Annotated in this window: 17 protein-coding genes and 1 riboswitch; of the genes, 8 read left to right on the top strand and 9 right to left on the bottom strand. The window is 71.5% G+C overall.

Annotated features, from left to right (window positions below; all coding sequences use genetic code 11):
* Window positions 1-16: 16 nt before the first annotated feature.
* Window positions 17-1,495: a cation:proton antiporter gene (locus AB0B76_RS27030; RefSeq protein ID WP_360380507.1), complete on the bottom strand. Its 1,479-nt coding sequence runs from the start codon at window positions 1,493-1,495 to the stop codon at window positions 17-19.
* 197 nt (window positions 1,496-1,692) lie between these two features.
* Here AB0B76_RS27030 and AB0B76_RS27025 point away from each other — a divergent pair, with 197 nt between their 5' ends.
* Window positions 1,693-2,004 (top strand): hypothetical protein, encoded by a 312-nt coding sequence (locus AB0B76_RS27025; RefSeq protein ID WP_360380505.1) that lies wholly within the window; start codon window positions 1,693-1,695, stop codon window positions 2,002-2,004.
* Between the two features lie 219 nt (window positions 2,005-2,223).
* A complete protein-coding gene (locus AB0B76_RS27020) occupies window positions 2,224-2,574 on the top strand; it encodes a DUF952 domain-containing protein (RefSeq protein WP_360380502.1) in 351 nt (116 codons plus the stop codon).
* Between the two features lie 64 nt (window positions 2,575-2,638).
* Here the strand turns inward: AB0B76_RS27020 and AB0B76_RS27015 are convergent, their stop codons facing one another.
* Both AB0B76_RS27015 and AB0B76_RS27010 read right to left on the bottom strand, forming a co-directional pair.
* Window positions 2,639-3,571 carry a hypothetical protein gene (locus tag AB0B76_RS27015; protein WP_360380500.1) on the bottom strand — a complete coding sequence of 311 codons (933 nt, stop codon included), beginning with the start codon at window positions 3,569-3,571 and terminating at the stop codon, window positions 2,639-2,641.
* Window positions 3,572-3,769: 198 nt separating this feature from the next.
* On the bottom strand, window positions 3,770-5,128 hold the full coding sequence (locus tag AB0B76_RS27010; protein ID WP_360380497.1) for a cytochrome P450: 1,359 nt from the start codon (window positions 5,126-5,128) through the stop codon (window positions 3,770-3,772).
* Window positions 5,129-5,359: 231 nt separating this feature from the next.
* Window positions 5,360-5,507: riboswitch (cyclic di-AMP (ydaO/yuaA leader) on the top strand.
* A gap of 3 nt (window positions 5,508-5,510) precedes the next feature.
* Here AB0B76_RS27010 and AB0B76_RS27005 point away from each other — a divergent pair.
* Window positions 5,511-6,239, top strand: coding sequence for a C39 family peptidase (locus AB0B76_RS27005; protein ID WP_360380494.1), 729 nt, complete (start codon window positions 5,511-5,513; stop codon window positions 6,237-6,239).
* A 75-nt stretch (window positions 6,240-6,314) separates the two neighbouring features.
* Here the strand turns inward: AB0B76_RS27005 and AB0B76_RS27000 are convergent, their stop codons facing one another.
* A complete protein-coding gene (locus tag AB0B76_RS27000) occupies window positions 6,315-8,237 on the bottom strand; it encodes an NAD-binding protein (protein WP_360380492.1) in 1,923 nt (640 codons plus the stop codon).
* A gap of 193 nt (window positions 8,238-8,430) precedes the next feature.
* Here AB0B76_RS27000 and AB0B76_RS26995 point away from each other — a divergent pair, with 193 nt between their 5' ends.
* Window positions 8,431-9,951 (top strand): glycosyltransferase family 39 protein, encoded by a 1,521-nt coding sequence (locus AB0B76_RS26995; protein ID WP_360380489.1) that lies wholly within the window; start codon window positions 8,431-8,433, stop codon window positions 9,949-9,951.
* A 46-nt stretch (window positions 9,952-9,997) separates the two neighbouring features.
* Here the strand turns inward: AB0B76_RS26995 and AB0B76_RS26990 are convergent, their stop codons facing one another.
* Both AB0B76_RS26990 and AB0B76_RS26985 read right to left on the bottom strand, forming a co-directional pair.
* Window positions 9,998-11,845 (bottom strand): M14 family zinc carboxypeptidase, encoded by a 1,848-nt coding sequence (locus AB0B76_RS26990; protein WP_360380486.1) that lies wholly within the window; start codon window positions 11,843-11,845, stop codon window positions 9,998-10,000.
* Between the two features lie 90 nt (window positions 11,846-11,935).
* On the bottom strand, window positions 11,936-12,376 hold the full coding sequence (locus AB0B76_RS26985; protein ID WP_360380484.1) for a hypothetical protein: 441 nt from the start codon (window positions 12,374-12,376) through the stop codon (window positions 11,936-11,938).
* 225 nt (window positions 12,377-12,601) lie between these two features.
* Here AB0B76_RS26985 and AB0B76_RS26980 point away from each other — a divergent pair, with 225 nt between their 5' ends.
* The 3 genes from AB0B76_RS26980 to AB0B76_RS26970 all read left to right on the top strand — a co-directional run bounded on the left by AB0B76_RS26980 (window position 12,602) and on the right by AB0B76_RS26970 (window position 15,677).
* Window positions 12,602-12,952 carry a hypothetical protein gene (locus AB0B76_RS26980; protein ID WP_360380482.1) on the top strand — a complete coding sequence of 117 codons (351 nt, stop codon included), beginning with the start codon at window positions 12,602-12,604 and terminating at the stop codon, window positions 12,950-12,952.
* A 77-nt stretch (window positions 12,953-13,029) separates the two neighbouring features.
* Entirely contained in the window at window positions 13,030-13,977 is a 948-nt protein-coding gene (locus tag AB0B76_RS26975) for an MBL fold metallo-hydrolase (RefSeq protein WP_360380479.1), read from the top strand.
* 296 nt (window positions 13,978-14,273) lie between these two features.
* On the top strand, window positions 14,274-15,677 hold the full coding sequence (locus AB0B76_RS26970; RefSeq protein WP_360380476.1) for a glutamate decarboxylase: 1,404 nt from the start codon (window positions 14,274-14,276) through the stop codon (window positions 15,675-15,677).
* Window positions 15,678-15,748: 71 nt separating this feature from the next.
* Here the strand turns inward: AB0B76_RS26970 and AB0B76_RS26965 are convergent, their stop codons facing one another.
* Complete coding sequence (locus AB0B76_RS26965; protein WP_360380473.1) at window positions 15,749-16,486, bottom strand: DUF4038 domain-containing protein; 738 nt, start codon at window positions 16,484-16,486, stop codon at window positions 15,749-15,751.
* A 152-nt stretch (window positions 16,487-16,638) separates the two neighbouring features.
* Here AB0B76_RS26965 and AB0B76_RS26960 point away from each other — a divergent pair, with 152 nt between their 5' ends.
* Complete coding sequence (locus AB0B76_RS26960) at window positions 16,639-16,938, top strand: hypothetical protein (RefSeq protein ID WP_360380471.1); 300 nt, start codon at window positions 16,639-16,641, stop codon at window positions 16,936-16,938.
* A 44-nt stretch (window positions 16,939-16,982) separates the two neighbouring features.
* On the opposite strand, the gene AB0B76_RS26955 is transcribed toward AB0B76_RS26960, so the two are convergent.
* Both AB0B76_RS26955 and AB0B76_RS26950 read right to left on the bottom strand, forming a co-directional pair.
* Window positions 16,983-17,636, bottom strand: coding sequence for an alpha/beta hydrolase (locus AB0B76_RS26955; RefSeq protein ID WP_360380468.1), 654 nt, complete (start codon window positions 17,634-17,636; stop codon window positions 16,983-16,985).
* A gap of 16 nt (window positions 17,637-17,652) precedes the next feature.
* On the bottom strand, window positions 17,653-18,441 hold the full coding sequence (locus AB0B76_RS26950; RefSeq protein ID WP_360380466.1) for a LuxR C-terminal-related transcriptional regulator: 789 nt from the start codon (window positions 18,439-18,441) through the stop codon (window positions 17,653-17,655).
* Window positions 18,442-18,505 lie beyond the last annotated feature (64 nt).

Here is an 18,505-nt window from a genome sequence, read left to right as displayed (position 1 = left end):
GCGGCTTCGGCTGACCTCAGGGCAGTGGCGGGCCGGACGCGTCGAAGACCGTTCGTGGCGCCGGCGGGGCGGCGGGGTTGACCATGACGAGGATCTGGTCGCCCGCGCGCAGCAGGGTGGCGCCGCTGACCGGGATGAGCTCGCCGTCGCGGGTGACGTTGCTGATCCAGGTGTCCTCGCCGAGGTCGAGGTGCTTGATCGCGGAACCGTCGGCGGGCGAGCCGGCCGCGACGACGTGCTGGCGCAGGCCGGTGGGCTCCTCGCGCAGTCGCAGGCTCAGCGTCCAGGGCTCGGGCTCGACGGTGCGCATCGGCACGCCGCACCACCGCGCGACCGCGGGGACGAGGCCGCCCTGCACGATGACGGAGAACGTGACGACGACAACGACGATCTGGTACAGCCGCAGGGCGCCCGGAACCTCGGCCGAGAGCAGGTAGGTCCCCAGCAGGATCGGCACGGCGCCCTTGAGGCCGCTCCACATGACGAACAGTTTCTCGCCGCCGGACAGCCGCATCGGCAGCAGCAGGCCGCCGACGAGCAGCGGGCGGATCACGAGGGTCAGCAGGGCGGCGATGCCGAGACCGACGAGCCAGGCGTTGCCCCCGGCGAGCGACGCGATCGACACGGTCAGGCCGAGGGCGGTGAAGGCCACGATCTCGGCCAGGCTGGCCAGTGCGGAGTGGAAGCGTTCGATCTCGGCCTTGTACGGGGCCCGGATGTCGCCCACGACGATGCCGGCGACGAAGACGGCGAGGAAGCCGGAGCCGTGCGCGACGGTGGCGACGCCGTAGATCACTCCGGCGGCGAGCAGCGTGCGCAGCGGGTAGAGCGATCCGCTGGGCAGCGCGAGGCGGCGCATCGCGACGGCCAGGGCCTTGCCGCCGAGGAGGCCGACGGCGCCGCCGATGCCCATCTGCAGAGCGAACTCGCCGGCGCCGTGTCCGAGCGCCGACCACCCGCCGTGCCCGGCCGCGCCCAGCACGGCGGCCATGGCGGCGATGCCGACCGGGTCGTTGGCGCCGGACTCGCCCTCCAGGATGGTGCCGGAGCGGCCGCTGATCTCGCGCCGGCCGAGGACCGAGAAGACCACGGCCGGGTCGGTCGGCGCGAGCGCCACCCCGAGCAGCAGGGCCGACCGTCCGTCGAGGCCGAACACGAGATGCGCGGCCAGCGCGACACCGGCGGTGGTCAGCAGGGTGCCGGCCACCCCGGTCCACAGCACGGGGCCGGCGGCGCCGCGGAACCGTCGCCAGCCGATGTGCATCCCGCCGTCGAACAGCAGCAGGATCAGCATGACGGTGACGAGCCGCTGGACGTCGACGGTCGGGAAGTGGCCGAGCCGCGTGATCACGTCGGAGGCGACCGCGGCGGCGATCAGGAAGACGGCCGGCGCCGGTACGCGGATCCGTTCGCTGAGCCGGTTGGAGACCACGGCGAGCAGGCCGGCGACGCTGACGACGCCGACGATGACGCCGAAGCCGAAGACGTCGTTCACGGCACGAACCCGGTGGGGCGGTTGGGCATCGGGACTCCTCGGCGCAGGCGACAGTACGACGCCGACCAGACTTCCCGGCACACCGAGGAGCTACGATACCCCGCGGGCGCGCCTGGACGTGGGCTCGGCAAGCGCGAGCGGTTGCCGGTGGCGTCTCGTCCGCGCAACTCATCCGGTTGAGCCGGGAACGGCTCGCCGTGTCCGATCCCGACGGGGCCCGCGAGCTCGCCGCCGTCGCCGCCGACGACCCCGCCGCGCGGGCCGGGGCGCTCTCGATCGTCGCGATGTGCTGGCGGCTGCGCGACGAGTACCCGGCCGCGCCGGCCGCCGCACTCGACGCCGCCGGGCTGGCCCGGGCCGGCGCCGACCCGGCGATCGAGGCGCGCGCCCGCAGCGAGGTGGCCCGGGTGCTGCTGGCCACGGGTAAGACCTCCGAGGCCCTTGAGGAGAGCATGGCCCGCCTGGTGGGCGACGAACTGGCCGAGGGGCCGGCCTGCAGGTCACGGTGAGCATCGGCGTCGCGTCGGCCCGGAACTGCTCGCGCTCGCGGACCTGCGCCCGTACCAGGCCAAGAACGCCGGCCGCAACCGTGTGGTCGGGCCGGACCGCCGGCCGGTGCTCCAGGGTCTCAGCCCCCGGCCGCCCGGCGGGCGGCCGGAGCGCGAATGAGGCCGGCCGCAGGTGCCGTATCGACGACGGGCGTGAACCGGCCCGTAGGCTGTCGCAACATGATCTACCACATCGCGTTTGCGTCCGATTGGGAGAAGGCCGGGGAGCGGGGCGAGTACCGGCTGTCGACGAAGGGGCGCACCCTCGAAGAGCAGGGGTTCATTCACGGCGGTACCGCCGCGCAGGTCGCCCCGGTGGCCAACATGATCTATGGCTCGGACGAGGGGCTGGTCGTGCTCGCCGTCGACGAGGAGCGGCTGTCCGCGCCGCTGCGCTACGACGACGCGCCCGGCTGGGACGAGCCGTTCCCGCACATCTACGGGCCGCTGAACACGGACGCGGTCGTCGCGGTGCTTGCGCTGACCAGGGGCGCGGACGGGAAGTACGAGTTCACGCCGCCCGAGGGGTAGTCCGACGCCCGCGGACGGCGATGACCTGGCCGGTATCGCCTAACGGACGGGACTTCCGTTCCGCTCAGCGGATCTTGACGCTGTTGCCCTTGGCCATCGACCCCGATGCCCGGTACAGCGGCGCGGCGACGAGCGGGTCGGACCCTGTCGGGAACACCGTGAGGACGAGGGTGTCGTCGGTGCTCGGGGCGAGCCGGTCGCCGTCGATCGCCTCGACCGTGAACGGGTGCACGGTCGTCGTCCCGTCGACGGTCACCGTCGCGGTGCCGGTGAACCTGGCCCGGGAGTTGCCGGGGCCGTCGACCACGAGCCAGGCGAAGCCGTCGGCGTTCAGGGCGAGCGTGTGGCAGCCCTGCGCATTCGGGGTGCCGCAGTGGGTACCGGTGCGGTACGTGAAGGCGAAGTCGTTGCGGGGATCGAGCGTGCCGTGCTTGTGCTGGACCGTGAAGCCGTAGTCGGCGGCGTCGGTCTGGCCGGCACTGCCGAGGCCGGGCAGCACGTCGCCGTTGGCGAGGCTGGGCACGAGGTCCTTCTTGTTCTTGCCGGTGGCCGTCAGGCCCGACGCCGGGTCGTACAGGACGAGCATGGTCGTCGTCGTGGTACTCCAGTTGCCGGCCGCATCGCGGGCGCGCACGCCGACGGTGTGGACGCCGACACCGAGGCCGGCCCCGACCGAGGCGGACAGAAGGCCGCCGCCGTAGGCCATCGGCGTGCCGTGGCCGGGTCCGGGGTCCGTGCCGATGAAGTACTCACCGCCGGCCACACCGGACAGCGCGTCGCCGGCGGTCGCGGTGAGGATGGCGCTGCCGCCGACGAACTGCGGGTTCGCCGACCACACGGCGGCGCCGGTCGACGGCGCGGTCCGGTCGATGCTGATCGTCACGCCGCCCCGGAAGGAGGTGTACAGCAGCACGCCGGCGTCCGCACTGAGCTGCAGGCGCTCGCCGTACTGGGTCGGGGCGACCAGTTGCGTGGTCTCGCCGGTGGGCCCAGGCATACAGCGCGGGCACGGCGAACGTCTGCGCCGCGGCGATCGTGAGGGCCGTCGCCACCGTGGCCAGTCTTCGCATGAGGCCTCCTGCCGACGCGTACGACCGATTCTCCGACGGCGCCCGGGTCCGCGGCTCGGTTGAACGGCTCGCGTGGCGGCCGACTCGGGCCACCCGTTCCGTGAGGCGAAACCGCCCGGCAGCGCCTAGTTCCGGAACAGGGCGATCGGCTGCCCGTCCTTGGGGAACGGCAACGAGTGGTGGTCCAGCGGCGCGACGTAGCCGGGGTCGACGCTCCAGTGGTACCCGCGCAGCAGCCGGTGCATGATCGCCTTGACCTCCAGGCCGGCGAAGTACAGGCCGATGCACTTGTGCACGCCGCCACCGAAGGGCTCCCACGCGAAGCGGTGCGAGCGGTCCTCGCGGCGCTCGGGCGCGAAGCGCTCGGGGTCGAACGCCGCCGGGTTGCTCCAGTAGTCGTCCATCAGGTGGGTGAACTGGAGGCCGAGCATGCAGAGCGTGCGCGCCGGGATGCGGACGCCCTGCACGACGGTGTCCTTGACGGTATAGCGGACCAGCACCGGCACCGGTGCGCGCAGGCGCAGGGCCTCGCGCATGACCAGGTCGATCGAGACGAGCGACTCCAGTTCGGCCATCTCCGGCGCCGGTCCGAGGGCCAGCGCCTCGGCCCGGCAGCGCTCCTGCCAGGCCGGGTGCTGCCCGAGGTACTGCAACATCGTGGAAATGGTGATGGTCGACGTGTCGTGGGCCGCCATCATCAGGAAGATCATGTGGTTGACGACGTCGTCGTCGCAGAAGCGGTCGCCGTCCTCGGTCTCGATGTGACAGAGCACCGAGAAGATGTCGTCGGTCGCCTCGGCCCGCTTGACGGGCAGGTACCCCCGCAGGAACTGCTCGAGCACCTTCCGGCCGCGGTACGCCCGGCCCCAGCGCGTGAACGGCACGTCGGCCCGGACGATTCCGGCGGCGGCCTGCACGCAGGCGATGAACGCCCGGTTGACCCGCTCCATCTCGGCCGGGCCGGTGTTGCGGGCCCCACCCATGAACAGATCGGCGGCGATGTCGAGGGTCAGTTGCTTGAGGCGACGGTACGCCCGGAACTCCCGCCCGGCCTCCCAGTTCGCCATGCCATGCTCGACGGCGGGGTGCAGCCGGCGGGTGTAGCCGTCCAGCCGCCGCCGGGTGAACGCCTCCTGCATGATCCGCCGATGCCCGCGGTGCTCGTCGAAGTCGATGAGCATCAGGCCGCGGTGGAAGAACGGTCCCACCAGCTGCGACCAGGCCGGCTCGTTGGCGAACGCCTTGTCCCGGTTCTGCAGCGCCTCGCCGCAGGCGTCCGGGCCGAGCAGCAACACCGTGTCCTGGCCGAGCAGGTACGACGGCGCGACCGGGCCGTAGTGCTCCCAGTGGCGCCGGTAGAGCCGGATCGGGTCGCGCTGGTAGTCGAAGATCTGGCCGAGCCAGGGCAGGCCGCGGTCCTCGCGGCGCAGCTCCGCCAGCGGACGGGGGCCGGCGGTGGGCGGCTCCGTAGGCCGGGCCGTCATGGCTCACCTCGCGATGGCATCCTCGTTCCACCCAGCCTGATTCCGGGCGGCCATCGTGTCAACCACCATGTCCGCCCCCGGGCCTGGACGTCGGACTGTCAAGGGTGTCCGCCGTCGAAGGCCTGCATTTGTAGGAGGGGTGGGGTGGGGCGGACGGGGTGGGCCGGTGGATGTACCGACCAGTAATGTCCACGTGTCTGAGCTGGTCGTTTGCCATCGCCAGATGGCGCCGGCCCGGACCCGTCGAGTCGCATCGTTGCGAGCCGGGGACCCAAGCAGTCCCGGGGTGAATCCGTCGGCCTCCTCACGTAGGTCGTGGTAGGGCGTGCTTCCCGCCCGAATCCGTCAGCTAACCCGGTAGACGGCATCGGAAGGAGCCTTGATGCACCAACGCTTCACCGCGCTGTTTCGCCGCCCGATCCCCGCACTGCTCGGGACCGCCTCGCTGGTGGTGGTCTCCGTGGCGACCGCGGCACTGCTCAACGGGGGCGCCGCGCCGGCCGACGCGCACCCCGTCGGCACCGCGGCGCTGAGCACCGCGACGCCCGTACAGCCGGAGGCGACCACGCCGCCGGCCCCCGACCTGCTGGACACCGCGCCGGCCGAGAACACGGTCAACTTCGACTTCCAGTTCCAGCCCAACTTCTACTACTGCGGCCCGGCCTCGACCCGCATCGCGCTGACGTCGGTGGGCGCCGACCTGTCGCAGAACGACGTCGCCGCTCGCCTCGGCACCACGGTGAACGGCACCAACTCGGTCGCCGACGTGACCAGGGCAATGAACGGCGTTCTGGGCAAGGAGGTGTACCAGGCCCGCTTCATCGCTGGCCAGCGGGCCTCGGCCGGCGAGGCGCGCGAACTGCAGTACGACGCCGTCCGTGCGCTGAGCACCGGCCGGGCCCTGGTCGCCAACATCGTGGGCGGCGCCACCGACCAGGCCGGCACCTACCACGAGTTCCCCGGCGGACACTACATCTCCCTGGTCGGCTACCGCGACCACGGCCGCGCCGTGCTCATCGCCGACCCGTCGGGCATGTTCGGCCCGCGCACGTACTGGATGTCCACGGACGCCCTGGCCAACTGGGCGGCGGCGCGCGGCTACGTGGCCTGAACCACCTCCGTGAGCGGCGGCAACGTTTCGGGGAGCATTGTTGCCGCCCTCACGGTCGGGCCAGGTCGGGCCCGTTCAGTCCTTGGCCAGGACGATCACACGGTCGTCCGGGGCGAACGTCACGCTCGCCGCCTTGTCCGGGTTGAGCACGATCCCGTACGCGGGCGCGGCCTGCGCGTTCGCGGCCAGCCGGTAGCCGACCGCCGACTCGCCGCGCAGGCGGGCCGCCTCCAGCACCGTCTGGAAGTTGAGCGGGTGGCCGGCGCGGACGTACAGCTCGGCGGGCTTCAGGTAGATCTCGCTGCCGCCGGCGTCGAACAGCCGGCCGAACACGTCGGCGAGGTGCGGGTTCTCCGAGACCTGGGTCGTCATCAGGCTCAGCAGCTTGTCGCTGACGATGAAGTCGTCGGCCTGGGTGACCTGGGCCAGCTGGCGGTTGCGGTCGTCGCCCATCTCGCTGACGATCGAGAACTTCCCGTCGAGCTTCTGCTCCATGTCGCGCAGGTGCAGCAGCGTCACGAGGGTCCGCGAGTCGGCGACCTGCCGGTCGACGTCGTCGTAGCACAGCGCGATGACGTGGTCGAAGTCGTCGATGCCGAGCGCCTCGAGCACGGCCCGGTCGGCGCTGTCGTCCTCGGTGAGGCTCAGCGACAGGTTCCGCACCTCGGCCGCGAGCCGCTTCAGGCTCAGCGACACGTCGTGGTGCCGCGCCACGACGACGACCTCGGAGCCGGCCGTCAGATACTGGTCGAGCTGCTCGACGACCCCGACGGCCCGCTGGTTCCAGCCGAGGATCAGGGCCCGCTTCGGCGCCGGCACGGGGTCGGGGCCGGCCACGATCAGCTCATGGTGGATCGGCGCGGGCGGCGCCATCACGACGGTGTCGTCGTCGGCGGAGATGGCGAGCAGGTGGTCGCCGTCGGCGATGCGGTAGTCGCTCGGCGGGTTCAGCAGCACGGTCCCGTTGCCCTGGCGCACGCCGAAGATCGCCGACGTGCGGTACGAGTGCAGCGCGGCGGAGTACGGCTGCCCGGCCAGGCTCGGCTCGTGCCGCACGTAGATCTCGTCACCGCCGAAGTCCAGCAGGTCGGTGTAGACGACGGACAGCCCCGACTGCAGGCACGTCTGGACGATCAGGCGGGCGGCCACGCTGGTGGCGTCGATGAGGTACGCGGCCGGACCGCCGGCCAGGCGCGCGGCGGGCATGTTCGACTGGTCGGCGACGCTGCCGACGATCGTGCACCGGTTCTCGGCCTTCGTGACGGACAGCAGCATCTTGACGAGGTGCGCGTCGCGGTCGTGCCCCGAGCCGGTGAGGATGATGACGGACCGGGCCTCGGCGATGTTCACCAGCGTGATGTCGTCCGGGTCGAGCGGGTCGCCGGTGCGGCACACGACGCTCGTGCTGCGCAGGTCGCCGACCTTCGCCCGGATCTCGTCCTCCATCTCGACCTTGTCCTTGTCGGCGAGTACGGCCACACAGGCTCGTCGCTTGTTGCCGTTGGCCTCGACGAGCTCGCCGATGACCGTGAACACCTGGTCGGACCAGCCGAGGATCACCGTGTGACCGGTCTCGAGCACGATCGAGCGGCCCTTGCGCAGCTCCTGCAGCTTGGCGTCGAGGCCGGTGGTCAGCACGCCGATGAACGCCGTGACGATGAAGATGCCGCCGATGGTGATGAGGAACGCGACGGCCACGAACTCCCAGTGCCCGCCGGTGTCCCCGGCAACGTCACCGGGGTCGAGCGCATGCAGCACGGCCTGCCACACCGACGCGAAGAACCCGCGGGGCTCGCCGTCCGCCGGGTTGGGGTCGACCAGCCACACCAGGAGCCCGCCGGCGAGCACCACCGCCACGGAGGCCAGGCCCAGCCAAGCGACGAGGGCCGACGTCCCCTTCGACATCGTCCGGTCGAACCAGTATCTGAAACGGCGACGCAGCGTGGCGGCGGCCATGAGCACCTCGGCGGGCTGGAAATCGGGCAGATCGGCGCACAATATAGCCCTTGGTAACGGCCGCGCTGTCACCTGCTTGTCGTCTGCTGCTGCAACCTTCAAGGCGCCCGCGTCGGCGGGGCCGGCTCGTGCACGAGGATGACCCGCCTCCTCCGATTGGTGTACCCCGGTCTCCGACCATGAAATCCGCCGTGCGGCGCATGCGTGGCCCGGTGACCGCTGACAGCCTGGAGCGGTGGATGTCCTGAGAACCACCGAGGCGCCCCCGCCGGTCGGCGTCGCCGCGTTCGACCGGCGGGTGCTCGCGGTCGGCGGCGTCGTGTTCGCCGTGCTGATGGCCCTGTCGACCCGGTACGGGTTCCAGCGCGACGAGCTGTACTTCCTCGACTGCGCCCGGCACCTGCAGGCCGGCTACGTCGACCAGCCGATGCTGGCCCCCCTGCTGGCCCGGGTGTCGCTGGAGCTGTTCGGCGAATGGCTTCCCGGGCTGCGGCTGTGGCCGGCGCTGGCGGCGGGGGCGACCGTGGTGATCGGCGGGCTGACCGCCCGCGAGTTCGGTGGTACGCGCCGCGTGCAACTGTTCGCGGCCGTCGCCACCGCCACCATGCCCGCGCTGTGGGCGGCCGCGCACGTTGCCAACACGACGCCGTACGCAGTGCTGGCGCTGGCCGCGCTCGCGTTCGTCGTCGCGCGGGTCGGGCGTACCGGCGATCCGCGGTGGTGGCTGCTCGCCGGCCTGGTCGCGGGTCTGGGGCTGGCGAACAATCACCAGGCCGCCTTCTTCGCGTTCGCCGTCGTCGCCGGCGCCCTGCTCAGCGGCGGGCGGCGGCTGCTGTTCAACGGCTGGTTCGCCGGCGGGGTCGCGATCGCCGCCGCGTTCGCCGGGCCCGAGATCTGGTGGCAGGCCCAGCACGGCTGGGCGACGATCGAGATGACCCGGAAGCTGAACCAGGAGAACGGCGGTCTGCCCAACGCCCCGGTGTGGGTGGTCGGCCAGCTGCTCATGGCGAGCCTGGCCCTCGTCTGGGTGTGGGTCGCCGGCCTGCGTCACCTGTGGCGCACCGGGCGCCCCCTGTGGCGGGCGCTGGTCTGGGCCTACGGGCTGCTGTTCGTGCTGTACGCCGTCACGACGGGCGTGAAGGTGTACTACCTCATGGGCGCCTACGTGTACCTGCTCGCGGCCGGCGCGGTCGCCGTCGACGGCTGGCTGTACGCACGGCGGCGCCGGATCCGGATCCTCACCGTCGCGACCGCGCTCGGCACGGCCGTCTTCGCCGCGCTCCTGCTGCCCGTCCTGCCGCCCACCGGTATCGGCCCCCGGCACGCGATGGACGCGACCCTCACCGACACGATCGGCTGGCCCGAGCTCGTCGACACCGTCGGTACCGTCTGGACGTCCCTGCCGCCGCCGCAGCGGGCCGCCGCCGTCATCTTCACCGAGAACTACAGCGAGGCGGCCGCCGTCAACGAGCTCGGCCGCGGCCGGGGACTGCCGACCGCGGTGAGCGGGCACAACAGCCAATGGTGGTGGGGACCGGGCAACCCGGGCGCCACGACCGTCATCGCCGTGGCGCCCGGCACCGCCTCGGGGTACACCGGCTATCTGGGTCGCTTCTTCACCGACGTCCGCGAGGTGGCCACCGTCACCAACCGCTACGGCGTCCGCAACATCGAGTCCGGCGGCCACGTCTACCTGTGCACCGGCCTCCGCGAGCCGTGGTCCCAGCTGTGGCCCCGGCTGCGGCACTACGACTGAACGACGCCGAGGAGGGTCCGCCCGCGCGGGCGGACCCTCCGCCGGCTCAGGTCTGCCGGATTGTCACGTTGTCGACGCCGGCCTCGACGAGGCTGGCGGTCGAGGCGTCCGCGGCCTCGAAGAGGATCTGGACGTTCTGGCCGGCGTACGGGGTGAGGTTGACGCTGCCGGTGGCCCAGGCCGCGTCGCGGTCGCTGGCCGCGCCGGCCGCCGTGAACAGCACGGTGGTACCGCTGGCGGTGACCACGCTGACCCGGAAGAAGTCCGCCGAGCTGGCGTTGCTGCCGTGGCCCAGGTACCAGGAGTACCCGAGCGTCAGCGTCCCGCTCGCCGGCAGCGCGATGCTCGGCGAGCGGACGCTCGTCGTGCCGCCGTCGACGTCGTTGGCGCCCGCGCTCGTGCCGGCCAGCCGCGCCGTCACCAGGTCGTTGGTGCCGCTGACCGTGGTGCCGAGTTGCTTCGGGCCGCTGGAGTCGGTGGCCTCGGGGTCGCCGCGCTCCCAGGCCCCGCTGGTCGCGGTGTCCGTGCCGTTCGGGTTGGCGACCCAGCCGAGGCTCGTCTCGAAGTCGTCGGACCAGACGGTGGTGCCGGAGCCGGCGCCGCAGTACTGGGCCTCCTTGCCGATGACGCGGTACGGGCAGTCGGCGTACTCAGCGATCTGCAGGCTCGCCTCACGGTTGAGGGAGGTCTGCGCCGCGATCACCTCGTCGGGCGGGTAGAAGCCGCCGCCGCTGGTGCCGGACGGGTACATCTCGAACGTGTAGGACCAGACGCCCTGGTCCGCCCACAGCCAGTCGTCGATGGAGCCGTCGGTGATGTAGAGGTCGCTGGCCTGCTCGGGCGTGTACCCGTTGGTGCCGGCCATCTGCACGCCCAGGGTGCGGAAGGTGGCCTCCTGGTCGGCGTCCAGGCCCGTCGCGGTGTTGGCCGTGGTGTAGCCGAACGGCCAGAGCACGAGTTTGCCGTACGTGTGGAAGTCGATGTGGGTCTTGATCTGCTGCACGCCGCCGACCCGCCGGCCCAGGACGAAGTCGCGCACGCGCTGGGTCTCCGGGGCGGAGAACGCCGAGGGCCCGCGGTACGTCTCCGAGCTGGTGGTCCCCGACGATCCGCCGCAGCAGCCCCAGTTGTAGCCCCAGTTGCGGTTGAGGTCGGTACCGATGTTGCCGCTGCCGCTGTTGGGCTGGCGGTTCTTGCGCCAGGACCGGTAGGACCCGGTCGCGATGTCGTACTCGCCGCCGTCCGGGTTCATGTCCGGCACGATCCAGATCTCGCGCGAGTCGACCAGGCCGGTGATCCGCGCGTCGGTGCCGTAGTTGTCGGTGAGCTGCTTGATCAGGTACAGCGCCATCTCGACGGTCAGGTGCTCACGGGCGTGCTGGTGCGCCGTGTACAGGACCTCGGGCTCGTTCTCGTCGGTCGCGACGTTGTCCGAGATCTTGATGACCGGGATGTCCCGGCCCTCGTACGAGGTGCCGAGGCTCGTCTTGCGCAGGATCGCCGGATGGTCGGTCACCGCCTGGTTGAGCTCGGCGGTCATCTCCGCGTAGTTGTGGTACGCCGAGTCGGCCGACGGGAAGTCCTGGACGGTGGGCGGCCCGATCGGGCTCGCCGGCCGCAGTGCCTTGGTGACGGCGAAGCCCTGCTGCCGCAGCAGCGTGACCTCGGACGGCGTCGCGCTGATGTCGGCGACGCCGTCCTCGATGCCGTCGATCGACGCCCCGCTGGCGGCGATCCGGTTGCGCTGCTCGAGCGTGGTGACCGCGCTGACCAGGTACGGCGAGGCGGTCTCGGTGGTGTCGGCGGCGGCCGGACCGGCGCCGGCGACGACGAGGGCGCCGCCGCTCGCCAGGACGAGTGACAGCAGGGCGCAGAGCCTCCGGGTTCGGCTCATCAAGCCTCCTTGGGTGTGGAGGTGCACGAGCATCCAGAGGAACACCCAAGGCATGGTCGAATCAACATATGTCTTTGTATGGTTCGGTCGTCAGTTCACGTTGTACGTCAGGTTGTAGGCGGCGTCGCCGTCGCTGAACCGCAGCGTCTGACCGTTGCCCAACGAGCAGGAAACCTGGTTCGAGTCGATCACCACGTTGGCCGTCGGCCAGGTCCGGTCGAGGACCACCTGGAGCGTCACGGGGCCGGTGCCCCGCTCCAGCAGCTCGTTCGCGTTGCCGAACGCGCCGGAGGTCTGGCTGGTGCCTTGGTAGAACGGGACGGACTTGTTGTTGCCCGGGAAGTAATAGCCGTCCATGACGAACCAGATCCAGTCCTTGCCGCCGTCGTGCCACAGATTGGACGCGGTCAGCGAGACGAGTTCGATAAAGCAATACGACTCCGCGGTGTCGGCGCGGGCGGGATCCACCCCGGCGCCGACCGTGAGCAGCGCGGCCGCGGCGGTCAGCAGTACCTTGCGCACCCTGTTCATATGCGTCTCCTTCAACGGAGCGGTCATGCGGTCGGCACCAGGGTGGGCTCACCCCACCGGCGCCACCATGCCGTTTTACGCACCGGCGATCCCGAACGTGCCCGCGCTGTGACAGCCCGTGTAAGGAGATCAACATTACGGAGAAGGATGCGAATAAACCCTCGACGAACCGGTGCTGACCCGGTAGGCCTACCCGGTACTTATTCAACGGGAGGCAACAACACCATGACCACATCCCAGCAGCAGCCGGCCAAAAAGGGCATCAAGATCCCGCGACTGGTGATCTCGCTTGTCGTCCTGGTCGTGCTGGGCGGCGTCGGCTGGTACCTCAGCCGCGACGATGCCCTGAACGCCAAGGTCGGCGACTGCCTGCACAGGAAGGGCGGCAACGACCTCGCGATCGTCAAGTGCGACAGCGCCGACGCGAACTTCACCGTGCTCGGCCGCGTCGAGAGCAAGACCGAGAGCGAGGCCAGCGCGGACGGCGTGTGCGACCAGTGGGCGGACGCGACGAACACGTACTGGGAGGGCAAGTCGGGCCAGAAGGGCACGCTGCTCTGCCTGAAGGACAAGTAGGACCCCAACGGGCGCCGCGGGCCGTCAGCCGGCTCGCGGCGCCCGTGGCGCGGCATCCACCGCGGTAGCGTCGCCGCATGCGCTGGAAGCTCGGACGCCCCGACATCGACCGGTACCGCCGGCGGTTCGACGTACCGCCCCGACCCGGGCCGGGACTGAGCGTGACGTTTCTCGGCGTTTCGACGCTGTTGATCGACGACGGGTCCGTGGCGGTGATGACGGACGGATTCTTCAGCCGGTACCCGCTACGGCGGCTCCTGCTCGGCCGTGTCCGGCCCTCGGCCGCCCTGGTCGACGCGGCCCTCGCCCGGGCCGGAGTGGACCGGCTGGCCGCCGTCCTGCCGGTGCACACGCACTTCGACCACGCGCTCGACGCCGCTCTTGTCGCCGGCCGTACCGGTGCCCTGCTGGTCGGCGGGGAGTCGGCCGCGAACATCGGGCGGGGCCACGGCCTGGCCGAGGATCGGATTCGGGTGGTGACGCCCGGCCGGCCCGACACCTACGGCCCGTTCACGGTGACCCACCTCGTGTCCGAGCACTGCCCGCCGGACCGGTTCCCGGGCCCGATCACCGAACCGGTGGTACCGCCGGTACGGGTGGGCGCTTACCGGTGCGGCGAAGCCTGGTCGATCCTCGTCCGGCACGCGACCGGCCGGACCGCCCTGCTGCAGGGCAGCGCCGGCTTCGTGCCCGGCCGGCTGCGAGGCCACCGGGCCGACGTGGTGTACCTCGGCGTCGGCCAGCTCGGTGTACAGCCCGAGGCGTACATCCGGGCCTACTGGGACGAGACGGTGCGGGCCGTGGGAGCGCGGCGCGTCGTCCTGATCCACTGGGACGACTTCTTCCGCCCCCTCGACCGGCCGCTGCGGGCCTTGCCGTACCTCGGCGACGACCTCGACGCCAGCATGCGGATCCTCGAGGGGCTCGCTGCGGCGGACGCGGTACCACTGCATTTCCCGGTGGTGTGGCGGCGCGAGGACCCCTGGCACGGCCTGCCGCCCGGCGGCGCCGCGCCGGATTCATGACAATTCCTGTGGCGCCCCGTCAGTGTCAGTGGGTTCGTCGAATGGGCGCAGGTGGCTGAACGGATGCGACGCCGAGGGTGAAGGTGACGAGGAATCCCGGCCGCGGCGCGGATGAACGGGCGCAGGCCGGTTCGCCGGGGTCCGGAAACAAGGGCGATCGGCCGTTCAACCGGACTACCCTCCACACCGTAGGGGACGGCGGCGGCCCCCCGAATTCCGGCGACCGGCGAGGCCACGACGGAGCGCCATCCCTCATCGAGGTGAGCTCGCAGGACCTACGACAGGACGGTACGACGATGGTGCTGCACAGCGGCCGCCCGCCGCGGCGGCCGGAGGCTGCGGACGGCGGCAACCCGTTCGCGACCATCACCAACCCGGAACTGGCCCAACAGGTCAGCGCCCCGCACGATGCGTTGGCCGAGGACCCGGTGCTTGCCGACACCGCCTGGCAACTCGTTCACGACGAGCTGATGCTGGACGGCAACGCCCGGCTGAACCTCGCCACCTTCGTCACGACCTGGATGGAGCCGCAGGCGACCCGCCTGATGGCCGAGTGCGTCGACAAGAACATGATCGACAAGGACGAGTATCCGCAGACCGCTGAGTTCGAGCGGCGCTGCGTCAACATCCTCGCGGACCTGTGGCACGCCCCCGATCCGGCCGGCGTGATCGGCTGTTCGACGACCGGCTCCAGCGAGGCGTGCATGCTGGCCGGTCTGGCGCTCAAACGGCGGTGGGCCGCCCGGCGCGCACCCGGGTCGGCGGGCCGGCCCAACCTGGTGATGGGCATCAACGTGCAGGTGTGCTGGGAGAAGTTCTGCAACTACTGGGAGGTCGAGCCGCGCCTGGTCCCGATGGAGGGCGACCGGCTGCACCTGTCCGCGAAAGAGGCGGCGGCGCACTGCGACGAGAACACCATCGGTGTCGTCGCGGTCCTCGGCTCGACGTTCGACGGCAGCTATGAACCGGTCGCGGAGATCGCCGCCGCGCTCGACGCGCTGCACCGGCGTACCGGTTGGGACGTCCCGGTGCACGTCGACGGCGCATCCGGGGCGATGATCGCGCCGTTTCTGGACCCGGACCTGGAGTGGGACTTCCGGCTCGGCCGGGTCTCGTCCATCAACACCTCCGGTCACAAGTACGGCCTGGTGTATCCCGGCGTCGGCTGGGTACTTTGGCGCCGTCGTGACGCGCTGCCCGAAGACCTGATCTACAACGTGAACTACCTCGGCGGCAACATGCCGACATTCGCGCTGAACTTCTCCCGGCCGGGCGCGGAGGTCGTCGCCCAGTACTACACCTTCTTCCGGCTTGGCCGGGCCGGGTTCCGGGCCGTGCAGCAGGCGTCCCGTGACGTGGCGGTCTACCTTTCCGGTCAGATCGCGGCCTTGGGCCCGTTCCGGCTGCTGGGCCGGGGCGACGAGCTCCCGGTGTTCGCGTTCACCACCAACGACGACATCGGCGCGTTCGACGTGTTCGACGTCTCCCGGCGGCTGCGGGAACATGGCTGGCTCGTGCCGGCCTACACCTTCCCGGCCAACCGTACCGATCTGGCCGTCCTGCGTATCGTGGTCCGCAACGGCTTCACGCGCGACCTGGCGGATCTCCTGCTGGCCGACCTGCGCCGGCTCCTGCCAGAGCTGCAGGCCCAGCCCGGACCGTTGCATCCGTCCGGTGGCCCGTCCGGATTCCACCACTGACGATTGGGGCCGGCTCGCCGCCGCCCCGTGATCGATCAACCGCCGGGTCGGCGGTCAGGAAGCACTCCGGCCTACCGGCCGGGGTCCTCGAAGATGACGACGCGGGGTTCCCGATCGCGGTCGGCGGCGATGACCTCGCCCGGGCGCAGCCGGCCGGTGGCCGTCACGCGTCCGGTTCTCGGGTCGACGATCCGGTACCCCGGCGGCGTCCCGCGATCCTGCAACATCCGCAAGGGCGCGCCGTTCTCCTGGTACACGATGTGCAGTGTTCCGGGCACGCGCAGACCTCGCGGGCTGAGGAAGGTCTCCCAGTCCGGAGCCATGTCGGTGGTCGGCGAATCCGCCAGAATCCGGCCCACGAGGCCGACGTAGGTGGAGCCCTCGTAGTCCAGCGCGTCCCGCCAGCCGCCCTTCGGCCCGAGGAAGTACGGCGCATGGCCCGGTTCGCCGTCGCGATGCACCCATTGCCAGATGTTCGCCGCGCCGTAGACGACGCCCATCGTGGAGCCGGCGCACAGGTTGCTCCACGCCTCGTGACCCTGCCACCAGCCCGCCGCGACGCCCCGGTGGCCGGTGCGTTCGTAGCTGGGCTCGCCGTTGGCCACCGCCTTGACCGGCGTCTCGCGCCACATGTCGGCCACCCGTTCGGGCACGTGCTCGCCGCCGTGGCCGGTCTGGCACCACTGGAAGTCGAGCCACGGCGCGCCCTGGTGGGCGCGTGGGCGGGCGTGGGGGCGGTAGTGGATGCCGGTCGGCTGCCCGTAGCAGTCGCTGTCGTGGACCTCCCGTCCCGCCCGGAGCCTGGCCACCGGGCGCGCCGCCACCGGGCGGCGGGCCGACCGGGTAGCCGTCCGGCGGCGCCCTAAGCCAGCGCCACGGTGCCGGCGTAGGTGTACTCCCACCAGCGGAACCACAACCCCACCGCCTCGGTACGGGAGGGACTGAAAACCATGCTCCGGTCGTGCGGGTCAGGGACCAGCACCTGACGGCGAGGCCCGGCCAGACCGTCGACGTGCGCGCGCAGGTCACCGACCCCGACGGAGACCACGTGACGAGCACCTGGTCGGTCTACGCGGAAGCGGGCACGACCGGCGCGAGCCCGGCTGTGCGCGCGACGGGCGGCGGCAACGACCGGAACGCCCGGGTGACGGTGCCGGCCGATGCGAAGGCGGGCCAGCGCATCGTGCTCAACCTGACCGCGACCGACGACGGCGAGCACAGCCTCACCCGGTACGGCCAGGTTGTGATCGCAGTGGGGTGACAACCCGCCGGCCCTCGGGCCGGCGGGCCATCCGCCCCGGGTGCCTATCGGGCGTGCCGCAGGGCCCAGTCGAGGGCGTGGTCGGCGACCTGTTCCCAGCCGGGTTCGGCACAGGTCCAGTGGGACCGGCCCGGGAACTCGTGGTAGTCGGTGATCGTGCCGGGCGCCTTGTAGTGGTGGGCGTTGGACTTGTTCACCGACGGAGGCATGATGTGGTCCGCGCCGCCGGCGATGAACAGCAGCGGGGCGCGCTGCTCGTTGTGGAAGTTCACCCAGGTTTCCTGCTTGCCCGGCTTGAAGTTCGCGATCAGGCCGTAGGACCAGACCCAGCTGCCGGGGGCGGGGATGGCGTAGCGGTCGTAGGCCGCCAGCGAGTCCTCCTCCGACAGGGTGTTGGCGAACGCGTAGTGGAACTGCGCCGGGGTGAATCCGGCCGCCTGGTGCCGCTTGGCCGGATTGTTGAGGATCGGGAACAGCGACCTGATCTGCGACGGCGGGGTGACCCGGATGCCTTCCGGCGGGGCCGAGTCGATGACGACGCCGGCGGCGCCATGGCCGCGGTCGAGCAGGAGCTGGGTGAGCGTGCCGCCGAACGAGTGGCCGATGATGATCGGCTTCTCCCGGCACGGTGTGGCGGCACGGCCCGGGGTGTGTGCAGGCGTCGCGCTCACCATGCACGGCCGGGCAACGGCACACATCCGTAGGTTGACTGTGTCAGCCGGGGTCGCGCTGCAGCGCCTCGAGCGCCTCGCGCAGCTGCGATCGGCCGGTGATGCCCAGCTTCGGGAAGATCCGGTACAGGTGCGAGCTGACCGTGCGGTGGGACACGAACAGCCGCTGGCCGATCTCCCGGTTGCTGAGCCCGGCCGCGGCCAGCATCGCGGTCTGCAGTTCCTGGGCGGTCAGCTGTTCCCCTGACGGTGCCGCCCGTCCCGCGCTCTCCTCGCCGGCGGCGCGCAGCTCCTCCCGGGCGAGCCGGCCCCAGGCGGCGGCGCCGAGGGCGTCGAAGCCGTCCCGCGCGGCCCGCAGCGGTACCCGTGACTCCAGGATGCGCTTGCGCCGCCGCAGCCACGCCCCGTACGCGAGGTTCAGCCGGGCGCGGTGCACCGGCCACCCGCCGAGGTCCATGGCGAGGGCCTCGGCGAACTTCGCGTCCGCCCCGTGCTCCGGAGCGAGCACGGCGACGGCGTAGGCGAGCGAGTGGCCCAGCATCGGGGACGGGAAACGGGCCGCCCGCTCCTCGGCCCGGGCCACGATGTCGCGGACCTGGTCCTGCCGGCCCGATCGGACGGCGGCGTCGGCGAGATCCGGCAGGGCCCAGCCGGTGCCGATCGCGGTCCGCCGCGCCGCGGTGAGCGGCATGGTCTTGCCGATGCCGGCGTGTCCGCGCACGATCAGCGCCGCACCACGGGTGGCGCTCGCCTCGGCCAGCAGGCTCTCCAGGACGGCCCGCTCACGGTCGCGGCCGTGCATCGCCGGCGGATCGTCGTGCACCTCACGCATCAGGGTCGGCCCTTCCTCAACGCGTCCACTGCCGCGGAAAGCCCCGCGGACGCGAATGTAGTGC

Source organism: Dactylosporangium sp. NPDC049140 (genome assembly GCF_040648435.1).
The sequence above is the reverse complement of the archived record's forward strand: the minus strand, read 5'-3'. Positions and strand labels throughout refer to the sequence as shown.

Excerpts from the sequence above, each read along its gene's own strand:
- AB0B76_RS26990 (WP_360380486.1), bottom strand. The coding sequence starts at position 11,845 with ATGAGCCGAACCCGGAGGCTCTGCGCCCTGCTGTCACTCGTCCTGGCG.
- AB0B76_RS27020 (WP_360380502.1), top strand. The coding sequence starts at position 2,224 with ATGATCTACCACATCGCGTTTGCGTCCGATTGGGAGAAGGCCGGGGAG.
- AB0B76_RS26980 (WP_360380482.1), top strand. The coding sequence starts at position 12,602 with ATGACCACATCCCAGCAGCAGCCGGCCAAAAAGGGCATCAAGATCCCG.
- AB0B76_RS26950 (WP_360380466.1), bottom strand. The coding sequence starts at position 18,441 with ATGCGTGAGGTGCACGACGATCCGCCGGCGATGCACGGCCGCGACCGT.
- AB0B76_RS27015 (WP_360380500.1), bottom strand. The coding sequence starts at position 3,571 with ATGCCTGGGCCCACCGGCGAGACCACGCAACTGGTCGCCCCGACCCAG.
- AB0B76_RS27005 (WP_360380494.1), top strand. The coding sequence starts at position 5,511 with ATGCACCAACGCTTCACCGCGCTGTTTCGCCGCCCGATCCCCGCACTG.
- AB0B76_RS26970 (WP_360380476.1), top strand. The coding sequence starts at position 14,274 with ATGGTGCTGCACAGCGGCCGCCCGCCGCGGCGGCCGGAGGCTGCGGAC.
- AB0B76_RS26985 (WP_360380484.1), bottom strand. The coding sequence starts at position 12,376 with ATGAACAGGGTGCGCAAGGTACTGCTGACCGCCGCGGCCGCGCTGCTC.
- AB0B76_RS26975 (WP_360380479.1), top strand. The coding sequence starts at position 13,030 with ATGCGCTGGAAGCTCGGACGCCCCGACATCGACCGGTACCGCCGGCGG.
- AB0B76_RS26955 (WP_360380468.1), bottom strand. The coding sequence starts at position 17,636 with ATGTGTGCCGTTGCCCGGCCGTGCATGGTGAGCGCGACGCCTGCACAC.
- AB0B76_RS27010 (WP_360380497.1), bottom strand. The coding sequence starts at position 5,128 with ATGACGGCCCGGCCTACGGAGCCGCCCACCGCCGGCCCCCGTCCGCTG.